General features: G+C 36.7%; 13 protein-coding genes and 1 tRNA gene. 3 read left to right on the top strand and 11 right to left on the bottom strand.

From position 1 onward, the window contains the following. Positions 1-37: 37 nt before the first annotated feature. Positions 38-850, bottom strand: coding sequence for a hypothetical protein (locus tag ENH66_03060; GenBank protein HDZ54658.1), 813 nt, complete (start codon positions 848-850; stop codon positions 38-40). 119 nt (positions 851-969) lie between these two features. Here ENH66_03060 and dnaB point away from each other — a divergent pair, with 119 nt between their 5' ends. Genes dnaB through recR form a run of 3 tightly spaced genes read left to right on the top strand, consistent with a single transcriptional unit; the run spans position 970 to position 3,301 of the window. Continuing rightward, the gene (gene dnaB, locus ENH66_03065; GenBank protein HDZ54659.1) at positions 970-2,340 is read left to right on the top strand and encodes a replicative DNA helicase; all 1,371 of its coding nucleotides are present in this window, start codon (positions 970-972) and stop codon (positions 2,338-2,340) included. Positions 2,341-2,383: 43 nt separating this feature from the next. Next, complete coding sequence (locus tag ENH66_03070; protein HDZ54660.1) at positions 2,384-2,605, top strand: GIY-YIG nuclease family protein; 222 nt, start codon at positions 2,384-2,386, stop codon at positions 2,603-2,605. A 39-nt stretch (positions 2,606-2,644) separates the two neighbouring features. Then, complete coding sequence (recR, locus tag ENH66_03075; GenBank protein HDZ54661.1) at positions 2,645-3,301, top strand: recombination protein RecR; 657 nt, start codon at positions 2,645-2,647, stop codon at positions 3,299-3,301. 16 nt (positions 3,302-3,317) lie between these two features. On the opposite strand, the gene rplU is transcribed toward recR, so the two are convergent. From rplU to ENH66_03125, 10 genes are all read right to left on the bottom strand, one after another. Beyond that, complete coding sequence (rplU, locus tag ENH66_03080; GenBank protein HDZ54662.1) at positions 3,318-3,638, bottom strand: 50S ribosomal protein L21; 321 nt, start codon at positions 3,636-3,638, stop codon at positions 3,318-3,320. A 104-nt stretch (positions 3,639-3,742) separates the two neighbouring features. After that, positions 3,743-4,774: a DNA recombination protein RmuC gene (locus tag ENH66_03085; GenBank protein HDZ54663.1), complete on the bottom strand. Its 1,032-nt coding sequence runs from the start codon at positions 4,772-4,774 to the stop codon at positions 3,743-3,745. A gap of 51 nt (positions 4,775-4,825) precedes the next feature. Beyond that, a complete protein-coding gene (locus ENH66_03090; protein HDZ54664.1) occupies positions 4,826-5,782 on the bottom strand; it encodes a sodium:calcium antiporter in 957 nt (318 codons plus the stop codon). Positions 5,783-5,790: 8 nt separating this feature from the next. Further along, positions 5,791-6,921 carry an amino acid permease gene (locus tag ENH66_03095; protein ID HDZ54665.1) on the bottom strand — a complete coding sequence of 377 codons (1,131 nt, stop codon included), beginning with the start codon at positions 6,919-6,921 and terminating at the stop codon, positions 5,791-5,793. 9 nt (positions 6,922-6,930) lie between these two features. Beyond that, a complete protein-coding gene (locus ENH66_03100) occupies positions 6,931-9,645 on the bottom strand; it encodes an HAD family hydrolase (protein HDZ54666.1) in 2,715 nt (904 codons plus the stop codon). 195 nt (positions 9,646-9,840) lie between these two features. Further along, positions 9,841-11,325, bottom strand: coding sequence for an NAD(P)/FAD-dependent oxidoreductase (locus ENH66_03105; protein HDZ54667.1), 1,485 nt, complete (start codon positions 11,323-11,325; stop codon positions 9,841-9,843). A 145-nt stretch (positions 11,326-11,470) separates the two neighbouring features. Further along, positions 11,471-11,546: transfer RNA gene (locus tag ENH66_03110), tRNA-Glu, on the bottom strand. A gap of 22 nt (positions 11,547-11,568) precedes the next feature. Continuing rightward, positions 11,569-11,922, bottom strand: a complete 354-nt coding sequence (locus ENH66_03115; GenBank protein HDZ54668.1) for a hypothetical protein — start codon at positions 11,920-11,922, stop codon at positions 11,569-11,571. A gap of 174 nt (positions 11,923-12,096) precedes the next feature. Beyond that, positions 12,097-12,321, bottom strand: coding sequence for a hypothetical protein (locus ENH66_03120; GenBank protein HDZ54669.1), 225 nt, complete (start codon positions 12,319-12,321; stop codon positions 12,097-12,099). A 647-nt stretch (positions 12,322-12,968) separates the two neighbouring features. After that, on the bottom strand, positions 12,969-14,663 hold the full coding sequence (locus ENH66_03125; GenBank protein ID HDZ54670.1) for a penicillin-binding protein 2: 1,695 nt from the start codon (positions 14,661-14,663) through the stop codon (positions 12,969-12,971). Positions 14,664-14,681: the final 18 nt, after the last annotated feature.

Below are 14,681 nucleotides of genomic sequence, written 5' to 3' on the forward strand. Positions count from 1 at the left end.
AACAATATGAAAGGGCGCCACGCGGGGCGCCTTATTGTTAATTAGTTTCTTCTTTTGTCATTTCTAGGGCCTGGCTGATCAACAAGAATGATTTTTGACCGAGATTTCTGATTGCGGCAATGTTCACTTCATTAAAGTCCATTATCGCTCTTAACTGAGAAAGGGAGTCAATTCCGTTTTGCACTAGTCTGTTGTAGGCTATAACTACAAGTCTTGGAGTAGTTCCGGGGCGGCGTAAAGCCGCTCTCTGAAGGGCATCCCGAAGTCCGCTTCTAGTTCTTGTTCTAGTTCTTGGATCAAGATCTTTTAGTGTAAGACTAAATCTTTTTAAGAAGATTTCCAGTCTCTTCCTTTCCTCTCTTATATCTCTAATTTCCTCTCCTAGTGTTTGAATTGTTGTTTCTAATCCTTCTTTTTTCTCTTCCAGTTCTTTGAATCTTCGGAGATTTTCTGCTTCTTGTTCTGGTGTGGGAAGAAGAAATCTCACGAGAAACCTTGATCTGCTTGGATGACGCAACACCCGAAGAATCCTAGCTTCAACCTGGCGAATTCTTTCGCGAGTTATTTCAAATTCCTTGGCAACTTTGGCCAATCTCCGTGCTTCCCCATCTTCCAGGCCAAATCTAAGATTTAATAATTGGATTTGTTTTTCTTTTGGCCAAGAAGGAAAATCAGGCAGGGTTTCGAAAACCTTCTTCATTCCTTCTTCCAAAGATACTTCCTCTTCTTCTTCGATAATATAAGGGTAACAAATTAGAAAACGGGCATCACGCATCATTCTAAAGATGGCCATCATCAGTCTTTGATAAAACTGATATTTCTCTTCAGCTGAAAATTCGGTCTCTCCCATTATCTCCCCTCCTCTTTTGTTAAATAGCTATTTCCTCTTGATATTAATTTTATACAAGTTATCAAAGAATTTGTCAAAACTTTGACACGGTTTTTAACCTCTGCTATATTAGAAATGTAATGGAACAAAATTCTACCACTAACCTTAAGCTGCCAGATAAGCTCCCTCCTCAAAGCATTGAGGCTGAAAAATGTATTTTGGGCTCTTTAATGCTGGATAATTCAGCCATCCTAAGAGTAGCTGACTTCTTAGAGGCCCGTGATTTCTATCAGGCGGTTCATCAGGGAATTTATCAGGCAATAAACGATCTTTTCGAAAAAAGAGAACCTATTGATTTACTCTCGGTCTCTAACCGCCTTAAAGAAAAAGACCAACTAGAAGTAGTTGGAGGAAATAGCTATCTAACAGAGTTGATCAACTCTGTTCCGACGGCTGCTCATGCTTTGAATTATGCTAAAATAGTCCAGAGAAAAAAACTACTGAGAAACTTAATTGATGCCAGCCATGAGATTGGACTTTTAGGTTTCGACGAGACAGAAGATATAGACGTATTGCTTGATAAAGCCGAAAAAAGAATTTTTAGTGTTGCCCAAAGAAATTTAAGCCAAGATTTTGTGCCAGTAAAAGCTACTTTAGAAGAAGCCTTTGAAAGAATTGATAAATTATCCAAACAAAAAGGAGGAATAAGAGGATTGCCAACTGGTTTTGCTAAGTTGGATAATTTAATCTCTGGTTTTCAAAAATCTGATCTTATTATTTTGGCTTCTAGGCCCACAATGGGAAAATCTGCTATTTCTTTAGACTTTGCCAGACATGCAGCAGTTGATGGAGGAGTACCGGTGGGAATATTTTCTCTGGAAATGGCAAAAGATCAGGTTGTTGATAGGTTGATTGCCGCTCAAGCCAATGTTGATTTGTGGAAATTGAGGACAGGACGGCTCTCCAGCGAAGGAGAAGAAAATGACTTTTCACGAATCCAACAAGCCTTGGGAGTGTTATCTGAAGCTCCAATTTATATTGATGATGCTGCTACTTCAAATATTTTACAGATGAGGGCAATGGCAAGAAGGCTGCAGGCATCTAAGGGTTTAGGATTACTTATTATTGATTATCTTCAGTTAATTGATCCCAGAAATATAGCTGCCAGTCCGGTTCAACAAATGACTGAAATCTCCCGTTCATTGAAAGCTTTAGCCAGAGAACTAAATACCCCCGTTTTGGCTATTTCTCAACTATCTCGAGCGGTGGAGCAAAGGTCTCCCCAAATCCCCAGACTTTCTGATTTACGAGAATCGGGTTCCATTGAGCAGGATGCCGACGTTGTTTTATTTATCTATCGTGAAGATCGCTATCGTTCCGAAACCTTGAAGAAAAATATTGCTGATCTTATTGTGGCTAAACACCGCAATGGCCCCGTTGGTAAGGCTGAACTTTATTTTGACGAAGGAAAAGTAAGTTTCCGAAGTTTGGAAAAAACTTACGAAGAATAATTCGAGCGAGCGTAACGAGCGAGAACCCCGCCCTCTATGCTATATGTATTATGTTTATATCTTGCAAAGAAAAAGAAACAGTCATTTTTATATAGGTTATACTAATAATTTAAAAAAGAGGGTTAAACAACACCAAAGAAAAGATCAATCTCGGTTAATTTATTACGAAGCTTATCTGTCAGAAAAAATAGCAAGGATAAGAGAAAGAAGATTAAAACATTATGGAAGTGCCTGGCGAGCCCTCAGAAAGAGAATTGGTGCTTAGAGGGCGGGGTGTCCATCTAGCCCTTTGGGCTATCTGAACATGTATCCTCCTTTAATTCAAAAGCTTATTAAACAGTTCTCAAAATTTCCTACCGTAGGGCCACGGACAGCTACCCGCTTTGTTTTTTATTTGTTAAGAATGGGAGAAACAGAAGTGGAAGAGTTTGTTTCTTTAATTTCTCAACTTAAAAAAAGGATAAAATCCTGTTCTTTTTGTTTTAATCCTTTTGAGCCCGTCCAAATTTTGCCGGGCAAAATTTCTGCGGATGAAGAAGGAAAAAATCTTTGCCTGATCTGCCGGAATCCTTCCCGAGAAAAATCCCTGCTATGTGTCGTAGAGAAAGAATCCGACTTAGCTTCTTTGGAAAAGATAAAAAAATACAAAGGTCTTTATTTTATTTTAGGCGGAAATATTTCCAGTTTAAGGAAAAAAGACTTTGAAAAATTAAAGATAAATAAACTGATAGAAAGAATAAAAAATCCTGCAGAATTTGGCCTTCGAGACGCTGATTTTCAGGAAATCATTTTAGCTATAAATCCAACCACGGAAGGAGAAGCTACGGCCTTATACCTTGAGAGAAAACTTAAACCTTTAAATAAAAAAATCACCCGGCTTGGCCGGGGGCTACCAGTGGGAGGAGAATTAGAATATGCTGACGAGGAAACGCTTGAGAGCGCTTTAGAAGGGCGAAAATAAAATTAGCCAATAATCATTATTGGCTAAGTACAATCTTGGTTATTTCTACTTCGGTAAAAGGCTGTCTGTGGCCTTTTTTCTTTTTATATCGTTTCTTGGATTTATATTTAAAAATAATTACTTTTTTCCTTTTGCCGTGAGATAAAACTTTCCCGGTCACTTTTGCTCCTTTTATAAATGGAGTGCCAATCTCTATTTTTCTGCCTTTCTCCAATAACAAAACTTCATTGAAAGTGGTTTCTTTTCCTTCTTTAACCTCTAATTTCTCAATTTTGATTTTATCTCCCGGGGAAACAATATATTGCTTACCTCCTGTTTTAATCACTGCTAAGGTCATATTTTTTGTGATACTGCCTGCCCCGTGCAGTAAGCCGTCGAAAACGGATATACCTTTTGGGCTTACTGCCGTTTTAATGACTGCCAGTATGTTCTTATATTATATTAATCTTGTTCTCTTGGTCTATCTAATTGTTTAATCTTTATTTGCGATTTCCCACCCGCAATTTTCACCACGTCTTTATCAATTTTTTCAAATTCTTTACCAGCTTTATTATAGCTACCCACGGTTGTTCCCAGATGATTGCCAAGTCTTTTCATGTATTCGCTATAGGTCGATAAATGTTTGCCCAGTCTCTCCACTTCTTTGATGATTTCCTGAGCCTGCTCGGAAATCTTTTGATTTCTCAGGCCCTGTAAAACAGTTTGTAAATACGCCAGAAAGGATGTCGGAGAAACAACTATAACTTTTTTCTTTCCGGCATAGTGAATTAGATTGTTTGTGTCGTCGGTAACTACTCCTACCTTATTAATAAGTAAATCATAGAAAACGGCCTCTGAGGGAATAAACATAAAAGCAAAATCCATTGTGTTTTCTTCCGGTTTTACGTATTTGGCCGTTTCATCAATCCGAGCCTTAAGGTCACCAATAAAAGACAATTCATATCTTCTCTTGTCTTCGGGATTATGCGATTCCAGTATACGGTTATAATTTTCCAGACTAAACTTTGAATCAATAGGAATAATCCGTTTGTTGGCAAATACTACAGCATCAACTATACTGCCATCCTTAAATGAATATTGCATTTGATAAGAACTTGGCGGTAAAACATTTTTCAGAACAGTCTCCAGGTAATACTCGCCCAAAACACCTCGTTGTTTGGGATTCTTCAGAATATCTTGAAGGTTGCGCAGTTGATCGGCAAAGCTTACAACCTGACGATTGGTTTCGTCTAGCCTTGTTAACTTCTCGGTAACATCCTGAATAATTTTGGTACTTTGGCCGAATTGAGTCTGAATAGCTTTTGTTGATTCGGATAATTTGCTATCTAAAACCTGAGCAATATTATTTAACTGTTGCTGGAGTATTACGAATGATTCTGACTGTTTCTCCGGTTTTTTCCTTGATACCAGAAAAATCACTATCATCAATCCTACAATAACTAAAACTAAAAGGCCAGTTACTATCTCTGTCATTAAATTATTCTATAATAATTTAAAGAAAAAATCAACGAACGATGCTTGAGTTTATGTAAAAAATATTTCGGAGACTAAAAAAATCAAGTAAATCAGAAGTAAAAATAGGGCTTCTTTTCTGGTAATCTTCCGGCCAGTTCGGATAAAGAAGAAGAAGAATATGGCTGAAATTATCAGAAAGAGCCTGGCAATGGCAAATGGGGAGAAATCTGAAATTTCAATGGGGTGGATTAAAGCCACGGTTCCCAAAACAAGAGTGGCTGCAATAATAACAGAACCCATTAAATCCCCTAAAATCATCCGGGTTCGACCCTTCCTGGCAGAAGCTATGGCGAAATAGATTTCAGGCAACGCGTTTCCGGTGCCAACAATCAAAACCCCAATTATTGGTAAAGATAAATTAAAACTGATGGCAAAAAAGCTGGCCGACCTAACAATTCCTTCTGCTCCCAATAATAGCAATATTATACCGATAGCCACTCTCCCAATATCCTTAAAGAAGGTCTTTAGTTCTTTCACAATGGGGAGTTTCTGTCCATCATATACTTTAATAAATCTTTCTTTTTTGGAAAAAAGCCAAAAAACATAAAAGAAAAAGAATCCGATCAATAAGATCCCGTCTACCCTGCCCAATGTCCCATCTAAAATCAAAACAACGGGCAATATGGCAATTAAGATTGTGAATAATGAAGAAACCTGGATTAAATTGCTTGTAGTTGGCAAACCTTTGGTGATTAAAACCACTAAAGCAACAGCCACCGTTAAATCGACTATATTGCCCCCAACCACATCACCAAAGGAAAGTTGAGGAATTCCATGTAAAGCTGAACTTATTCCAACAAAAAAATTAGGAATAGAAGAGGCTATGGCTATAACAAAAAAAGCTACCACAAATTCTTTCCATCTTAGAAATTTGGCTATTCTCATTAAACTATCAATAATAAAAGTGCCTGCCCAGAAAAGCAAAAGAACGGAAATAATGAAAATTAAAATATAGACAAAAGTCATGTTGTAGATTAAAACACCTTTAAGAAATAAAATATTTCATATAAAACTCCGAGAATAAAAATTAAAATTAGAAAAGATGTTAAAAAATAAAAGAGGGAGAAACGACTGATTTTCTTGCAGGCCCGGTACATTAAAAGAATTAAGATTCCGTTGATGCCAATCATTATTCCTCCAACAAAAGATATTACTGGGATAAAATCTTTAATACCAACTAAAAAAAAGGCCAAAGGAAAAAAACAAGTAATTGCCCAGGCCAAGTTTTTCCCTATTTTCAGATCATACCAAAAAACCTTCTTTAAGGTTAGCCCCAAAGCAATAAAAGAAGTAAAAGTCGTCAGAACGCCAAAGAGCAGCCCCAATGAAACTATTCCATCGCCTAAAAAATTCCGCAAGCCAAGCAAGGCAGATTCGGTGGTTTGAGGTCCGGTAATTCCTAAAATTATATAAATAAAAAAAATATAAACTAAAATTGGAATTAAAATGGCAACGGGAATTATTTTTTTCAGCAAGTCTTTTCTTCTTCCCAACATCTCCTCTACTTCGGGAATTAAGGATGCCCCCCATAAAGAAAAAAGAATAACACCGTAGGGCAAGAAAAAATTATTTAAATTTAAAGTCGGGGCAATAAAAAGATTTTTCATTTCGAAAAAAGGCTGGCCACGTAAAAATATAATAACTAAAACAATAAAGAATAAAATTAATCCCCAAAATTCTATTTTAGAGATAGCTTTAATTCCAAAGAAAATTAAAATAGCCCCGAAAGCAAAATAGAAAAAAGTATAAAACAACGAATTACCGCCCAAGAATGGTGACAATAAACTTTCTAAAAACTGTCCGCCAATAATTAAATAAGCCAGAAGTGCTCCAAATAATCCCAAGATTGTTGAGATATAGGCTACGAGTTGACCCCATTTTCCAAGGTAAATCTTAGCAAAGCCAGGTAATCTCTTAAAATCTGGTGTTCTTAGAGATAATTCGCCAAAAAATAAATGCAAAATAATAACCAAAGCCCCCAAAACTAAAAAATAGCCCAACATTACAAAAATCCCAACTTTTGAAGTAATATAAGGCAAAGAAAAAAGACCGACTCCGATAATGGTGCCAGAAAGAATAGATATAGCGTAAATTACTTTTTTCATTTATTTTCTTTAATCAAATTTTTTCTTTCTTATAAAATAGTATTTAGCGCCCTCAATTAACAGCAGATTCAATAACCCCAAGCTTAAAAGAAGTACCCAGTCGAAAGGATTCAATAAAGGTTCTGTACCTAAAAGTTTCTGAAGGGGCTCAAGATAAAGAGCGGCCAGTAAAGCTATTACTCCAATAAACCAACTAAAAATCAAAAATTTATTAGAGAATATATTGATAGACCAAATATTCTTTCTCAAACTTTTACAAGAAAAAACATAAAAAAGTGAACCTATGGTTAATCCAACAAAAATCATTGACTGAATATGAGTGATTCTGTATCCCGAATATTTAATTAACCAGAAAAACAATCCCAAAAGAATAATATCGGTTATAATGCCGATAATGAAAATTAAAACTTTCATTTCCTTGGTCATTAATGGAATACGATGTCCATAGGGTTTTCTTTCCATTAAGTCTTTGTCTTTTGGCTCAAAAGCTAAAGCTACGCTTGGCAAGCCATCTTCAATCAAGTTCACCCATAAAATCTGGACGGCTGTAACCGGCAGAATGAAAGAATTGCCAGTAATCCTGCTTATCATTATAGCTGTTCCGATTAAAATCACTTCAGTAAAACTATCAGAAAGTACATAAGTAATAACCTTTCTGATATTATCGATAATTGCTCTTCCCTCTTCAATTGCAGCGACAATGATATCAAAAGAATCTGACAGAAGGATTAAGTCAGAGGTTTCTTTGGCAACATCGGTCCCTGAGCCTAAAGCTATGCCGATATCAGCCTTTTTTAGGGCTGGGGCATCATTTATACCATCGCCGGTCATTGCCACCACCTCTCCCTTATCCTGCCAGGCCTTAATAATTCTTATCTTATGTTTAGGTTCAACTCTGGCGTAAATCTGAATTTCTTTTAATCTCTTTGCAAACTCTTCGTCGGATAGTTTATCTAAATCTTCTCCTTCAAAAATATTTTTCTCTGAGATTTTAAATCCTATCTCAGTAGCTACGGCTTTTGCGGTTAACCTGTGGTCCCCGGTAACCAAAATAATCCTTATTCCTGCCTGACGACAAATTTTAATTGCCCTTTTCGCTTCTTTTCTTAAGGGATCTCTTAAGGCAATAAAGCCTACAAAAATTAAATCTTGGGAAAATTCTTCAAATGATTCTAAGCTTGGCGCTTTTTCCTTAGAGACGGCTATTTTCCTATAAGCTGTAGCTAAAATCCTTTGTCCCTGAACAGCTAATGTCTCATATTTTTTGTTTAATTCTCTGATTTTTTCTTCTGATAATAATTTTTGCTTTCCATCTATCTCTATATATCTTGATTTCTCTAGAATTTTCTCCGGGGCTCCTAAAATATAAAGGATATTTTCTCTCTCTGAAAAACGGTGGAGAGAAGCAGAGTGTCTCAGGCTTGAACTAAAAGGAAGATCTATAATTTTTGGCTGCTCTTTTTCTAACTCTTTTTTATCCAGACCAGCCTGGATGCCGGCTACTAATAAAGCCTTATCGGTTGGCCTGCCCCGAATAATCCATTCTTCCAGGGGTTTATCAGGATTTTCAATGAAAGCTTCGCCGCATAAAGTAGCAATTTTTAGAGCTAAAATATGAGACTCAACCCCATCTCTATCAACTCGTTCTGAATATTTTTGTCCGTCGCTTAAAAGTTCTTTAGTGCCGGTATAAATTCCAGCCACCTGCATGTTTCCTTCGGTCAAAGTTCCGGTTTTATCTGTGCAAATTACAGAAGTTGAACCTAGGGTTTCAGCTGCTAAAAGTTTTCTGACCAATCCTCTTCTTTTCAAAATTCTTTGCATTCCCAGAGAAAGAACAACAGTAATGGCAATCGGCAAGCCCTCTGGAATGGCAGCTACTGCTACAGCTACCGCCACCGTAAACATTTCTATGAATTTTCCACCCGTCAATATTCCTTCAAGAAAAATAAAGATGGACATTATTATAACTATGAGACCGATAATTTTTGTGAAATGGAGTAATCTTTTTTGATAAGGAGTTTTTTCCTCTTTTGTCTCTTTAACCATTTGGGCAATTTTCCCAACCTCAGTCTGGATTCCAATACCACTCACTACTACCCTTCCTTTTCCTTCTTCAATAATTGTTCCCATATAAACCATATTATCTCTGTCGGCTAAGGGTGTCTTTTTTGGAAAAATATCTATTTTTTTTTCAGCTGATATCCATTCTCCGGTCAGGGTGGCTTCGTTGACCTTCAAATTATAAGCTTCGATTAGCCTTCCGTCAGCCGGAATCTTGTCTCCCGGATCTAAAATAAAAACATCTCCCAGAACGAGATCTGATGAATTTATAACTTTTTCATTTCCCCCTCTGAGTACTTTAGCTTCCGGCATAATTGTTTTCTTAAGTTCCCTTAAAGCTTGATTAGCTTTATTCTCTTGAAAAAAACCAACAATTGTGTTCAGAATTACAGCGCCGAAAATAACAATAGAATCTGTATATTCTTTTAAAAATAGGGTTATTACTCCGGCAATAACTAAAATATAAATTAAGGGGCTTCTAAATTGCTCCAAAAATATCTTAACACCTGATAAAGGTTTTTCTGTGGGGAGTAAATTTTTTCCAACTTTCTTTTGACGATCTTTTGCTTCTTCTTCGCTTAAGCCTTTTTTCAAATCGGTCTTTAGAATTATCCCCGTTTCTCTGATTGAGAGATTGTGCCAAAATGTTTCTTTAATCATTATCTTATTGTAAATAAAAAATTGACTTTTTGAAAGCCAATCGGTATCGGCTGTGTCGATGTCCGCAAATTTGAACTTAAAATGCGGAGATCTTTTTTAAAAATTCCATAAATCTATGAATTAACGAATTAGTAATTAAATTTGTAATTTTGTAGATTTATCTTAAATCAATATTAAATAAAATGCAATATAGAGTTACTGTACTTTATCTCCTGTTAATTTTTCATAGAGATTTGAAGCAAAGGATATTATTGGAGCAAAACCAGGCAAAAAGCTTGCCGCGCCAATATAATACATATTTTTGAAGGGACTTTTATGTCTAAGACGGTTTATATTAACATTAGCCGGATCTAAACTAGTGCCATAACTGCTTCCTTGAGGCGCAAAAACAAAATGTTCGCTTGTTGTCGGAGTACCGACTATTCTTAAAACAATGTGGGATTTTAATCCAGGGACAAATTTTTCTTCTATTGTATCTATAAGTTTATCGGCATATTTTTCCTTCACTTTAATATATTCTGCTCTGCTCTTAGACCTTAAATCAGCAAAATATTGATAATTGCAAGGAGCTATGGCAACTAATTGATGACATCCCGGGGGACATAAAGCATCTGAACGTAAAGATGGCGCATTGCAAAAGAGCTGCAGTTCTTTGGGAATGCCCTGGGCAAAGTGCTGCTCATAAAGACTGTTTATATCTGGATCTGAATAATAAAATATATTTTCTTTGCCCATATATTTACTTAAGTCTATATCCTTCAAGCCTAAAAAGACGCTTAACACGCCTGATGAATAATCATAATCTAATTTTTTTTGAAATTTTTCAGGAAAATATTCTTTACCAATTAAATCCATGCTGAGCTTTGGATCTCCATTGAAAATAAAATTATCTGCCGAAAACATCTCTCCATTTTTAGTCTCTGCTGAAATAACTCTTGTATTATCATCGTTTAAATTTAATTTTACAATTTCTGTAGAAAGATGTGTACTGCATTTTTTACTATCTTTGATTTTATTAAACAAGCCATTTACCGCCTTTTCAAAATGCTCTGTTGGATAGTATGCTCCGGAGTCATAAGAGGCAATGCCCCACGCGTGAACAACTAAAGATAATTTATTAGGCGGCAAAAGAAAAACTGGACTTTGACCCGATAATATTAATTGAAGCTTAGGAGGAAATTGAAAATGGTCAAAAAGATTTTGGAGCGTCCATTTAAGGTACTTATAAATATAAGCGAAGCATAATAGTTTTTCGACGTTGTTTTTGTGTTGATTAAACTTCTCTATTATAGAGAAGTATTTTTTTATTTGTTTGCCGTGATTGGGGAACATTACTGATAATCGCGAACATTCACGTTCAAATCCACTGCCAATCTTGTAATCGATTCCTTTTGAAACTACTCTATCAAATCCTTTTGGGTCAAGTTTCTCAAATGTAACTTCCTTTTCTAATCCTAATTTTTTTAGCATATTATAGACTGCCTCGCCTTTTCCGCAATTCCAAACATAATGCCATCCGGGACAGAATGAAAAACCTTCTCGTTTAAAAGTATGGCCATAACCTCCCGGAAGATAATGCTGTTCGAAAATAATCACTTTTTTTCCTGCTTCCGCAAGCAAAGCGCCTGTTGTTAATCCTCCTATTCCCATGCCAATAATAGCGTAGTCGTATTTTTCCATATACTTTATTCTATCAAAACATTTACCCCGTATAAAGCCCCGAAATAGAACGAAGTTCAGTTCGGGACTAGTCCGGCACCGTGCTATGCTCTGGTGCTGGGCTATGCCTCTGCTTCTGTACGGGGCCGCCTTTTTAGAGATTTTCTTGCGGCCCCAACGGGATTTGAACCCGTGTTACCAGATTGAGAACCTGGCGTCCTAAGCCTCTAGACGATAGGGCCATAAAAAAAGAGGATTGATCCCCTATTCTTTCCTCTTTTTAAATAGTCGCTGAGCAAAATCTTCCAATTGACCGGTCTGGTCTTTCTGTAAAACTATACGATTAATGGCCTGCATTTGTCTCTCGCTGAATCCCAGGCGGTGTCCTTTCTTTCTGTGTTTCTGAATAACTATCATTACTGTGTTTTTTTCTATAATTGATGCCTGTCGAAATTTAGCTGCCAAAATAGCTTGTGTTATTATCCAGCTGCTTATCTCGTCTAAAACTTGGTTATTGCTGAGAATATCTTCAATGACTTGTTCCATCTTCTGAATTGTTCTCTGTGGAAAGTTGTTATCTAAAGATGGAACGGAAAATAGTCTCAGACCTCTTTTCATTGTTTTCGTTCTCTTCTTGGGTTTGGTCGATTTAACTCTAGCCACTTTTTTTACCTCCTTTCTTGTCGAGATCGACAATTTGAAATTGAATGTTCTATCTTGAAATTAACACGATTATAACAAAAAGCCAAGGACATGGTCCTGGCTTTGGGGGATAAAATCTTTATCTAGGATCTACTTCTTTTTGCCAACTAGACTAATCTGAGCATGCTTGAGGTCAACCTTAGACCTCATAAACTCGGTTCCGTTTCTTCCTTCAAATAGAAAGGATCCCTCTTTGGATTTGCTAATAAAAATGCCCAAATATCTTTTACCTCTAAATAAAAACATCACTGGTGCTCTTTTTTCTATCGCTTCTAGGGCCTCTTCTTCTGTCATCCCCTCTTCTTGTGTTGTCACCTTTATACCTCCTTCAGATGACCAACTATCACGAAAGAGCCATTCCTTTTAATCAGGCAAACCTGAAATTAAAAGGCCGATTCTGATGATCGGTTGAGCTTTCAAAATATTTTAATTGACAACTCAACCAATCTTCTGATGAATAGCTCGAAATAGCCTCCCTGACCGGAATCACCCAAAGTCAGGGAGGCCTGTGGTGGTAGTTACTGCTAGGCGATAAGTCGCCCGATAGCTTCTATCAATTCAGCAAGGCTGGAAATGACAGAAGCTAAGGCGAGGAGCAGCAGGGTGAGAACAAGACTGATACACCCCGCAAAGACACCGATCCTGAACCAGAAGCGGACAGGAGAATTCTGGATCGACGTCCTAACCCTATTTTCATGGCAAGCACACCTTTGTGAATCATGGGCGAAACCATGATACACCAACCAATGCGCAATGTTAGAAACATACACAAATCGGCTGTTAAGGAAGTCTGCCAGAATCCAGGTAACGCCTAGCGCTACCAAGCTCCAGAATAGGGCTTCCATAGTTTCACCTCCTTTCTTAATCTTTCAGCAACCACCCCCCATATTCTTTTTAGAATATCAACTCTGTTTTGTCAAGCCCCAACCAAAAATAAGGATATTCGAATACACTATTTTATTTTATTCGTAATCTGGAGGAATTTGCCAATAATCAATGATATATTTTGCCAAATCGTGAAAAATTGGCACAGCTGAATATTCAGCGGTCTTAGTTTTTGGGTTGTTAAGTTTAACTAAAATTTGGAAACGAGGATTATAGGCTGGAGCGAATCCAACAAAGCTCTGAATGGTTTTGTCTGAATAGCCTGATTTATTCATTCCCAAAGCAGACCAAGCAATTTGGGCAGTACCGGTCTTTCCGGCAATATAATAACCGGGGATTTTCGCGCTCTTGGCATAACCTTGTTCCACCACATTGACTAGCATTTTTATTAATTGTGAGGCGGTTTGAGAGGAAATAATTTGAGAGCCTGCTATGACAGGCTGTGTCTCTTTTTCTTCCCCATTGGTTAAAACCTTTTTCACCATATAGGGTTTCACCAACCTTCCTTTGTTGGTGATAGCTGAAAAGGCTCTAAAAAGTTGGATGGGTGTCATCTCGATTCCTTGACCAAAAGAAGCTGTAGCGAAATTGATTTCATACCCTTTTTTAAACTCCTTATTTTCTGAAAAAACTTCTCCTTCTAGATCAATTCCGGTTGGTTTGAAAATGGCAAATTTTTCAAGATATTTCAAGAAAAGCTCATGACCAACCTGACTTTCAGCAAAAACTGCTCCGGTATTTATCGATCTTTCTAAGACTTCGGTCATTGTTCTTTGACCCCAAACTCTATTGTCGTAATTGTAAATTGTATAACCTCCGACCTTAACAAATCCCTTATCTTCATAAGTTGTCTGTGGGGTCAGTTTTTTTTCGTTCAAACCGGCGGCCATGACTATAGGCTTAAAAACAGAGCCTGGTTCAAAGATTTTTTGAATAGCTGAGTTCTGAAAAATTTCCCAATTTTCAACTTTTGAATACTGATTAGGATTAAAATTAGGAAAGTTAGCTATTGCCAGTATTTCACCGGAGATAGTATCTCCAACTATAATTGTCCCTTCCTCGATATCGAAATTTTCTTTAGCTTCCCATAATAACTTTTCTGCCATAAATTGGATATTATAATCCAAAGTTAAAACAAGATCGGAGCCTCCTTCGGCCGGCAGAAATTTTTCAGCAAAGGCTAAAAAAAATCCTTGAGCACTTCTTTCTCCTTCTTGAAAACCTTCCCTGCCTTCTAAAATATCATTATAATAACCCTCTATTCCGTATTCTCCACCTCCATCTGCTTGTAAAAAACCTATTGTTTGGGAAGCTAAAAACTTTTGAGGATAAAACCTGCCTTTTTCTTTCTCCAGATAGACGCCCGTTAAATCTAATTCCTTTAATTCTTTTAATTCTTCTTCTGTTAATTTCTTTTTTATGATTGTATAGAAAGTTTCTCTGCTTAATCTTTCTAAAATAAAGTCTTGATCTAATTCAAGAATTCCGCTTAATTGTTGAGCTATGCCTGTTTTATCCTGGACTTCATTTGGAGCAGCATAAACCAAAGACCATTCTTTATTGATTGCCAAAGGATAAAGATTGTCATTCTTATCTCTTAAAAAAATTTCCCCTCTTGTGCTGGGAATTTTTAAAAAAATTTTTTGCTGCCCCTTGGCTAAGGCCCGCCAATAATCTTGATTTAAAACTTGAAGAAAAAATAAGCGGCTAATGATTACCGCTCCAAAAAAAATAATAAAGATAAAGATTAAATTAATCCGCCATTGCTTCATAAAAAAAATCAAGAAAAG

This window comes from Candidatus Nealsonbacteria bacterium (assembly GCA_011050465.1).
In the GTDB taxonomy this organism is placed as follows: Bacteria; Patescibacteriota; Minisyncoccia; order Minisyncoccales; family RBG-13-36-15; genus RBG-13-36-15.